Here is a 9,909-nt window from a genome sequence, read left to right as displayed (position 1 = left end):
TCCACTACTATCAAAACTTAAACGAGCATTATTGAAAACCTGCACAAAATCCTGAGCATTAACGCTTAAAATTCCCCCTTGACCACTGCCAGAAGTCGTAGCAGAAACCTGTCCTCCTGTATCTAAAGTAAACTGCCGCGTATTAATCCCTAACTGACCTGCATCTCGCGTTCCACGACTATCAAAACGGACGGCACCATTATTAAAAACTTGGAAATTATTAGCATTTACCGTTAAACGTCCTCCATCCCCCGTATCAGTGGTAATGGCTGAAATAATCCCGCTATTTTTGACCTGTACATTAGAGACATTAATATTTAACTGACCCGCATTCCCTGCTTGCTGAGATTCAAAAATTAACCGACTGGCTAACCCATTATTACTCTGTCCAGAAACCGTTAAATTTTGACTATTGACATTCAATGAACCTGCATTACCTTGACTAATGGTTGAGGCTGAAATTTCGCCGCCATTTAAGATTTCAATTAAAGGAGATTGGATGGTAAAATTACCCGCATTCCCACCGCCAAAGGTATCGGCCGATAAGGAACTACGACTTAATCCATCGGGTGATGTTCCGATGACGCGCAGGAATTCTAATGCGTTAATCGTAACATTTCCTGCCTGTCCTAAACCTGATGTAGAAGCATAGATACTCGCCCCTTCTTCAATAGTTAAGCGACGAGTGAACACTGATAAGTTACCTGCATTTCCTGAATTAGTTGCTCCTAAAAATAAACCACTAAAACTCTCATTATTTCCGGTTAACTGGAGTCCATTAGCGGCATTAATGACCATATCTCCCCCCCTGCCCGTCCCTTGACTAAAGGCTGAAACTAATGAGCCATTTTTTGCGTTAAAATTTTGACTATTGATGACTAAATTTCCCGCGTTGCCTGTTCCGCCAAAAGTATTGACAAAGATAAAACCTCGGTCTAAATCGATAGTATTGGCAATGTTAAGTAAAATTGTCCCAGCATGACCTGAATTGTTGGTATTATTATACAAACCTGAACCATTAACTATTCTCAAATTTTGAGCGTCTATGTTTAAAATAGCACCCCGACCAGAACTACGAGTCCCAGCTAAGAGTTCTGATTGGTTATTTAGGATGACATCCTGACCCGCTTTAACGGTCAAATTTCCGGCATTACCTGCTCCAAAGGTGTTGCTATTCACTAGGGCATTATTGAGGGTAATATTCCCTAAAATTGCTTCAAGGGTGATGTTGCCTGAGTTAAGTCCTGTGGAGGAAGATTGCAGATTCTGATTGACGGTTAAATTATTATTGGCTCTAATGTTAATATCACCCCCTCGTCCAGCTTGGGAGGTGGTGCTTAACGTTCCCTGGACTGATAGATTACCCTGACTTTTTAAGTTAATACTACCTGCATTTTCTTGCAGTGAACTGGAATTAAAGGAGTTGCTAATATTCAGTTCTGCTCCTTCTAAGTTAATCAATCCTCCATTCCCATTGATGGAGTTTGTATTAATGGGTTGAGTTACTTGGAGCAAGTTTTTAGCGACGGCATGGACGATTCCAGCATTGCCAACTGTGGAAGCTGTATTAATGAGTCCATTGAGGTTAATGTTTTGGCGAGAGTTGATAAAAACATCTCCCCCATTGCCCACTGCGCTACTGGTGTTAATTGTCCCTCCATTTAACAGGGTGATGTCTCCTTGTAAGTTAGGGTTAGGTCGATAATCATTCGTGAGTAGCACTAAACTATCGGGAGTATTAATGGTAATTTCACCGATATTAATTTCTGCGTTGGTTGCTGTGGGAAAAGCAAAGCCATCAAGTGTTATCCAATTAGCTCCTGTAAGGCCCGGAATTCCGATAAATTGGGTATCCATTCCTGCCCGAATATCTAAGGTGGCGCGATTTGTTCCATCGACTTGAACCGTTGTCCCATCTGAGAGGGTAATGGTGCTTAAGTTGGGGGTGGTGATGGGATTAATGGTGTTGCCCGTGGCATCGGGTCCGGTGATGGTCACGCTGGCAATATTAACCCGACCTCCGGCTAAAATATGGAGGGATGTTCCGATATATTCGTTGATTAAAACATCGCCTAATGAGTAGACAATAGGATCATTGGGACTGTGTAAATCTCCGGGGGTTTGATCTAGGTTTTCGACGCGAAAACTGCCCCCACTCCAGTAGTGTGCATCTCCTAGGACGGGGTTGGCACTGCGTAAGATCATATCCTGACCTGAAAATAAACCACTGTCGGGATGGTTGAGGGCAAAAATATCTAAGTTTTCGTTTCCTTGAAGGGTTAATTTGCCGTCGGCAATGGCGATGAAAGGGTGGGTTAAAGTGTCTCTAATTTTAAGGGTATTGAGGGCTTTTAGAGTTAAATCTTGACCGGCATGGAGTTGTCCTTGAATATCGAGTTTTGGGGCGGCAAGGGTGAGGTTTTCGCCGACGGATAAAATGCCGCGACTGGTGATGATGCCTTGGGGGTTATCTCCATACTGTAATCCGGGTTGAAGATTGACGGTTAAAAGGGGTGCGGGTTGAGGATTAGTGGCACTGAATTCTAATCCATTGCCGAAGGATAAACGATGGGCGGTGGTGGCTAAAAATGAGCCGTTAATGTCGAGTTGAGCGTTGGGACCAAAGATAATACCGTTGGGATTGAGGAGGAAAAGGTTGGCGTTGCCGTCTACGCCAAGGGTGCCTAATATGTTGCTGGGATTGGTTCCGGTGACGCGGCTGAAAATGTTGGTGATTCCGGTGGGGTTGTGGAAATAAACGCGCTGGCTGTCGTTGATGTTGAATTCGAGGAAACTATGAAAGAGGTTGACTCCTCGGATGGCTCCTCCGTCAATTTGCTCGGCGAGTTGTCCGTTGATGGGAGTTGGGGGGGTGAGGGTGGTGTTTTCTTCTCCTAGGGTGGTGTCTGGGATGATTTGCGCCAGACTGGGGGGGGTGAGGGTGAGTAGACAGAGAGTTGTGCCTAAGCTGACTAGGGGTTTGAGAGGGGACATGATCTTTTCTGGGGGTGATGCTTTGCTTTAACTCTCTGACAAAATGCGGGATTTTGATGCAAAGGCGATCGCATTTTTACAAAAGTTAGCCCCTCAGCTATCACTTCACGGACAATTGAACCTCAACTTGTAAATTGGTAAAACGGCTCGCTTGCTCACTGGCAGAACCATCCAGACGAATTGTGACCTCCACTACCCGAGCGTCAATGTTACTACTAGGGTCAGTGTTGACTACGTTTTGAGCTTGGATTTTTGCCCCAATTTGGGTCACGCTTCCGGTGAGACTTTCTGGCAGGGCTGGGCTGGTAATGGTGGCCTTTTGCCCGACGCGGATGGCTTGAATGTCGCTTTGATACACTTCGGCAATGGCGACCATTTGGGCGGTTTGCCCCAGTTCAATAATTCCCTCGGGAGCGACTACTTCCCCGGCGTGGGTGTAAATATCTAACACAACTCCCCCCCGAGGCGATCGCACATAAATCTGATCTAAGTTGGCTTGGGCTTGCTGCACAAGGGCTTGAGCGCGTTGGATTTGGGCCTGGGCTAGTTGAACATCCACCGTGCGCACCTCCGCCAGTTGCTCTAGAGTTGCCCTAGCCCGTTGCAGTTCGGGGGCTTGGGTGGTTTGTAGGCGAGACAGTTCAGCCCGAGCGGTTTCGAGGCGACGCTGGGCGGTGTCTCGGGCGAGTTGTTTCCGTTCTTGGTCAAGGGCGGCAATGGCCCCATCGTCATACAAAGTCCGATAACGGCTTAATTCTGCCTCGGCGTTGTCTAACTCGGCCTGTCGTTCCGCCACAATGGACTGCTGGGCGGTGATTTGGGCTTGCCGTTCCGCCGTGATGCGCTCAATTTCGGCCTCTTGGGCGGTGAGGGTGCCTGCTTTCGCCCCGGCTTGAATTTGGGCGAGTTGGGCCTGGGCAATCTTAACCTCGCTTTGGGCTTGTTCTAAGGCCGCTTCTAAGCGCTCTCGACCATCTAAGACGGCAATAATTTGACCGGGGATGATGGAATCTCCTAGACCTACCCGCAACTCGGCTAGGCGACGTTCTTGGCTCGCTGTGGGGGCGTGAATTTGAATGGCCGAGCCTTCCGGTTCTAATCGTCCCAAGGCTGTCACCGTGGTTCGTTCGACGGTTGACACGGGGAGGGCGTTACTATCGGCGGTTTGCCAAGGTTGTCGCCAATATAGCACCCCACCCCCTAGGACCAGTAGGAGAACCACAAATAGCCCATATTGCCAGGGTAAGGCTTGAGGAGAGACTAGGGTGAGGAGGGGAAGGGTGGGGGATTTCATCGGGCAATCTCCAAGGAAGGGGGAAGCCAAAAAACTAAACGGTTTAGTTCTTACTTTTAAACTAAACGGTTTAGTATAGTATTGTCAAGTTTTTAGGAGCTTTTACCCATGACAGCTGCTTCCTCCTGCTCAAGTGATAAACGGGATGCGATTTTAGAGGGTGCGATCGCCGAATTTTTAAAACAAGGCTATGCGGCCGCTAGTATGGATCGGATAGCCAGCACAGCCGGAGTGTCCAAAGCCACAATCTACAGCCATTTTCAAAGTAAAGACCGCCTTTTTATTGCCATAGTCGATCGCTTAGTTTTGAGCAAATTCGCCGACCTTTTAGCCCCGGAACAAGTGACCCAACACTTGAACGATCCCCCAGAACAACTGCTGCGTCATCTAGCCAGCACCATGTTACAAGTTCCCCGCCAAGACCCGGAATATGTAGGGTTTATCCGCATAGTGATCGCCGAATCCGAACGCTTTCCCGACCTCGCTCAAACCTTCTTACGGGAATTACCCGCCATTGCCCTAGAATCCCTCAGCCACTACTTCACCCACTGTCCCCATCTCGCTCTCCCGGACCCCGAAGCCACCGCCCGGATTTTTCTAGGTGCGATCGCCCACTACATCATCACCCAGTACGTCCTCTATGGAGCCGACATCCTCCCCTTGACCGAAACCCGGCTAATTGATACGCTCATTGCCATGATCACCGCATCGGGGGCAAAACCATTATGACCACCACCCAATTCTACACTTGGCAATCCTACCCCTGCGCCTACGATTGCCACCATCCCCCCACCGCCCCCCCTCAAGGATCCCCCCTCCTGCTCATCCACCCCATCGGTGTCGGACTCTCTCGCCAGTTTTGGCAACGCTTCCTCAACACTTGGTATCAACAAGGCCACCGCCAAACAATATATAACCCCGACCTCCTCGGCTGCGGAGAAAGTGCCATGCCTCGCCTCGCCTACCACCCCGACGATTGGGCAGCACAACTAGAGTATTTTGTCAAGACCGTCATTCAAGAACCCGTGGTCATAGTCGCCCAAGGCGCCCTAGCCCCCGTCGCCCTTGCCTGTGTAGCCCGCTTTCCCGACCTGATCCGGGGGATGGTTTGGTCTGGCCCCCCCGCTTGGCGCTTAATCACCACCCCCACCCCATCCCGTCAGCAGAACATCGCTTGGAATCTCTTTGATACCCCCTTGGGAGCGGCCTTTTATCGTTATGCTCGCCGAGAGGCCTTTTTACGCTCCTTTTCTCAACGGCAACTCTTCGCTCAAGAGGCCGATATTGATCAAGAATGGTTAGAGCAACTCCATCAAGGGTCACGGGATCTCAACAGTCGTCACGCCGTGTTCTCCTTCCTGTCTGGGTTTTGGCGGCAGGACTACGGAAAAGCGATCGCCTCCATCCCCTGTCCCACCCTTGTCTTATTTGGGGAAGAAGCCTCCAGCGTCACCCGAGGCTATGTAGAAAATGCCGACCAACGCCTTGCCGCTTACTTAGACCACCTCCCCCAAGGCCAAGGCCGCAAAATCCCCGGTCGCAACGTTCTCCCCTACGAATCAACCGCCGTTTTTGTTGAGGTCGTAGGTGACTTCATTAAAAACATTAAAAACCTATAGATCAGCTTGAAACCGGGTTTCTTGCACCCACTTGTTTCCGACTACAGCCTCCCTGAAACCCGGTTTCTTTCCCCTTTCTAAAAATTCCCTAAACCTCCACCTTAAGCCCCCTTGTAGCCAAATCTAACAACTGCATAGGATGGAACACCGGAATATTATGCCCTCTTAACCCCAAATGTTTGAGAATTTGTAACGAACAACCGGGATTAGAAGACGCAATTAATTCCGCCCCCGTATTAACTAAATTCTCCACCTTTTGCTGTCCCAACTCATCCCCCACCTCCGGCTGCAAAATATTATAAACCCCTGCACTGCCACAACAGAGCGCCGCGTCTAAGGGTTCTCTTAATGTAACTTGGGGGATTTGTTGCAACAATTGACGGGGTTGTAGACTAATCTTTTGCCCATGTAAAAGATGGCAAGCATCTTGATAAACCAGCACTAATTCTCGGTCACTCAAGGGAGAAAGGGGAGCCGTTAGCCCCACTTCCGCTAAAAATTCATTGACATCTTTAACTTGTGCTGAAAAGGCTTTAGCCTTATCTCGATAGTTAGGGTCATCCTTTAAAATATGCCCGTATTCCTTCAACGTATGACCACAACCTGCCGCATTAATAATAATGGCATCAACCCCGGTTTCTGCAAAGCTATCAATCATTTGCCGGGCTAGCGCTTGAGCTTGTTCTTCTTGACCTTGATGAGCAGGTAAGGCTGCACAACAGCCCTGAGTTTGGGGAATCACCACCTCACAACCATTAGCCGTTAAAACCCGTACCGTCGCCTCATTTACGGGGGAGAAAAAGAGCCGTTGCACACAGCCTAAAATCATCCCCACACGATAGCGTTTTTCTCCTTGAGCGGGAATAATATCAGGTAGATTATTCCCCCAGATATTTTGTAAGGTAATGTGGGGGAGAATAGATTCCATTGCCGCCCATCGGGGGAGGATTTTTTGTAGGAGTCCTGTGCGACGGATGAGTTTTTGTAATCCGAGGGACTGATAAAGCCACAGGAAAAGGAGTAAAGGGCGTAAACGATTGGGATAGGGGAATAGATTAAAGATAATACTGCGAAAAATGCGATCGCCCCAACTCCGGGGAACATTGCGCTCCACTTGGGGACGAGTAGCACTAATCAGTTGATCATACTTCACCCCAGACGGACAAGTGCTAACACAAGCCAAACAGCCCAAACAACTGTCAAAATGTTGACTGGTTACAGGACTCAGAGCAGCTTCCCCCTCATTAATCGCATCCATCAGGTAGATACGCCCCCGGGGGGAGTCTGTTTCCGTACCCAGAACGCGATAACTGGGACAGGTAGAGAGGCAAAAGCCACAGTGAACGCAACTATCAATCAAGTCCGGTTTCGGAGCGTCTTTAGAGTCAAACCCTTGAACGGGTGGAGTTTCTAACGGAGTTTTTAAAAAAGTGTCTGAACTGGGCATTCTTAGGAGACAATAATGGCTTTGTTGGCCAATCATAGCAAATTGTCCGGGGGCTAACTTCTAGCGCAAGGGAGATCATTATTTCTTCAATCAGACAATTTGTAGGTTGGTTGTAGGTTGGGTGCAGCGGAGCGCGAAACCCAACAATTTGAACAATTTGTAGGTTGGGTGCAGCCACAGCGAAACCCAACAAAACAGCTATTCCTTCTAACCCACCTTACACCGAATTACTGTGAGCAGCAATTTTATCTAAAAATTCCTGAGTTAAACGATTAAACGCTTTAGAACCTGCCGTATTAGGCATAGCCACCACAGCAGGGGTGAACGTATCCACCGCTTTAGCCACATTGACATCTAAAGGAATCCGGTTTTTGAACACTTTATCACTAGAAAAATCCTGTTCAATGCGTTGAATAACTTGCCCATAATAACGGCCACTAAACAACCCCCCAGAGAGAATAAATACAATCCCCAATAGATTTAAATTCAAAGGGGGATTAAACTGTTCCTTTAATTTTCTAATCCGTCTTTCTAATAACTGAATCCCCACTAACGATAAAGGTTCAGGACGGGCAGGTAACAGATAAAACTGACTACTCACAATTCCACTGCGGGTCAGCAAATTATAACCCGGTGCGCAGTCTAATAAAATAAAATCATAACGTTCCTGCACAGATTCAATAATATTTTTAATTAAAACTTGCTCAAAATGAAACCAAATATCACTAAATTTTTTCCCCTCTTTTTCTGCTTGTTTTGCTAAAGTTTCTGCCACTGTATATTCATCATAAAGTTCAATATCTCCCGGCAATAAATCTAAGCCTGAAATTCCACAAACAGACTCTAAAATCATGTCTTCTGCGGAAAATTTGCGGGAAATATAGGGACGAATTACTTTGTCAATTAAATAGCTTAACGTTCGTCTCGCTTTACGAAGACGGGCGAACTCATGGGGAGGAATAACGCTTAAAGTAGCACTGATTTGAGAGTCTAAATCAAGAACTAATACCCGTTTTTGGTAGTCTCTCGCTAAACAAGTGGCTAAATTAATGGTTAAGGTTGTTTTGCCCACACCACCTTTCATGTTAATGGTCGTTAAGACTAAGCCCATGTAAAACGTCCTCGTAGGTTTTGATTCACTGCTTGCTCATTTTATCGCAAAATCAACAAATTTTGTGAGATAATTTTACAAAGATTTTTTAAAGAAATGATGAAATTTACACCCTTAGCTTTTAAGGGTTTTACTCAGCTTCTGTAAAAATTCTCGGGCAAAGCGTTTATAGGCAATTGCACCGGATGCTTTCGGGTTATTAATCACCACAGGCTGAAAATCATCTACGGCTTGAGCAACGGCAACATTAAGAGGAATTTCGACTTGAAATATTTTGTCTTCTCCGAATTCTTGCCCTAACCGTTTTTTCACTTTTTGTTCCATCGTAGTGACAGGGCCTCTAGCGGTGTAAATAATGCCCACCAGTTTAATTTTACTTCGGTTTTCCTGTTGCAGGTGTTTAATTCGACTGTGGAGTAACCCAATCCCGACCACGGAGAGGGGTTCTGCTTTAGCGGGAACAATATAAAAGTGACTGGCTAATAATGCACTGCGAGTGATTAAATTATCGGCTGGGGGGAAGTCAAGCAAAATAAAATCATATTGTTTGATAATGGGTTTCAGGATGGAACGAATGAGGTTAAATTCAACGTTACTCCATGTTTTCTCAAAGGTTTGTTGATGGAACTGGGACTTATTGTGAATCAGAGCGGAGAGGAGAAAATCATCACACAATTCTACATCTCCCGCGAGGATATCGAGTCCTTTCACTTGACAAATATCTGGATAAATGACCTGTTGGATGGTGATGGGGGGGTGTTCTTCCGTTTGAATAGTTTGATTAATCAGGGTGCGCAGGGTGCGTCTTTCTTTCTTCAAGGTGGCAAAGTAAAGAGGAGCCATCAGGCTGAGAGTGGCGTTGATTTGGGTGTCGAGGTCCACAATTAAGACCCGTTTCTTGAAGTCGCGAGCAATGCACGTCCCTAGATTGACGGTGACGGTGGTTTTGCCGACTCCTCCTTTCATATTCACTACGGAGACTATATAACCCATCCTCTGTTCCTATGCTTAACCTCTCCCATGATAGTCCGAAAGTTTACCCTTTGGAATCGCTGAGTGCTGCATTACAGACTTTGGGGTTGACAAGAAGGAGATTGTGTGGGTTGACGGCTTAATATTTCTCTTTTTGAAAAGATAAAAAGTTGAGGCTTCAGATCATTTCCATTGGTAAATATTTTAAATTGATTGGTGGTTACTATTGGTGATTGGTTTTATAATTGTTTTATGGGGAAATTTATACGCTGACTAAACAAGGAAAGTTGAAGATACATAGCTTAATATTATTTTAAGCTTCAATGGGATCGAATCCCTTGTTTTTCTCATACAATACCTAAAACTTTAATGATTTGTTTTCCTAACCTATGGGGTAGACCAATGAACTCAATTGGTCAAGTTAATTAAACTATCAAGTTGAGGGACAGTGCTTAGACTTTAGTTACCGTTT

7 protein-coding genes are annotated in these 9,909 nt (G+C 46.5%); 2 read left to right on the top strand and 5 right to left on the bottom strand.

What is annotated here, in order from left to right:
- On the bottom strand, positions 1-2,994 hold a 2,994-nt coding region (locus K4A83_RS05350; RefSeq protein WP_265263407.1), incomplete at its 3' end, for a two-partner secretion domain-containing protein.
- Positions 2,995-3,094: 100 nt separating this feature from the next.
- A complete protein-coding gene (locus tag K4A83_RS05345; protein ID WP_265263406.1) occupies positions 3,095-4,288 on the bottom strand; it encodes an HlyD family efflux transporter periplasmic adaptor subunit in 1,194 nt (397 codons plus the stop codon).
- A gap of 108 nt (positions 4,289-4,396) precedes the next feature.
- Between K4A83_RS05345 and K4A83_RS05340 the strand changes: the two genes are divergently transcribed.
- Both K4A83_RS05340 and K4A83_RS05335 read left to right on the top strand, forming a co-directional pair.
- The gene (locus tag K4A83_RS05340; RefSeq protein ID WP_265263404.1) at positions 4,397-5,017 is read left to right on the top strand and encodes a TetR/AcrR family transcriptional regulator; all 621 of its coding nucleotides are present in this window, start codon (positions 4,397-4,399) and stop codon (positions 5,015-5,017) included.
- Positions 5,014-5,907: an alpha/beta fold hydrolase gene (locus tag K4A83_RS05335; RefSeq protein WP_265263403.1), complete on the top strand. Its 894-nt coding sequence runs from the start codon at positions 5,014-5,016 to the stop codon at positions 5,905-5,907. Before K4A83_RS05340 ends, K4A83_RS05335 begins: the two co-directional genes overlap by 4 nt.
- 88 nt (positions 5,908-5,995) lie before the next feature.
- Here the strand turns inward: K4A83_RS05335 and K4A83_RS05330 are convergent, their stop codons facing one another.
- The 3 genes from K4A83_RS05330 to K4A83_RS05320 form a co-directional block, all read right to left on the bottom strand.
- Positions 5,996-7,354 (bottom strand): (Fe-S)-binding protein, encoded by a 1,359-nt coding sequence (locus K4A83_RS05330; protein WP_265263402.1) that lies wholly within the window; start codon positions 7,352-7,354, stop codon positions 5,996-5,998.
- A 217-nt stretch (positions 7,355-7,571) separates the two neighbouring features.
- Complete coding sequence (locus tag K4A83_RS05325; RefSeq protein WP_265263400.1) at positions 7,572-8,465, bottom strand: ParA family protein; 894 nt, start codon at positions 8,463-8,465, stop codon at positions 7,572-7,574.
- 114 nt (positions 8,466-8,579) lie between these two features.
- The gene (locus K4A83_RS05320) at positions 8,580-9,458 is read right to left on the bottom strand and encodes a ParA family protein (protein WP_265263399.1); all 879 of its coding nucleotides are present in this window, start codon (positions 9,456-9,458) and stop codon (positions 8,580-8,582) included.
- Positions 9,459-9,909 lie beyond the last annotated feature (451 nt).

It is taken from the genome of Spirulina subsalsa FACHB-351, from assembly GCF_026130165.1.
Classification (GTDB): Bacteria; Cyanobacteriota; Cyanobacteriia; order Cyanobacteriales; family Spirulinaceae; genus Spirulina_A; species Spirulina_A subsalsa_A.
This window is presented reverse-complemented; position numbering and strand designations above follow the sequence as displayed.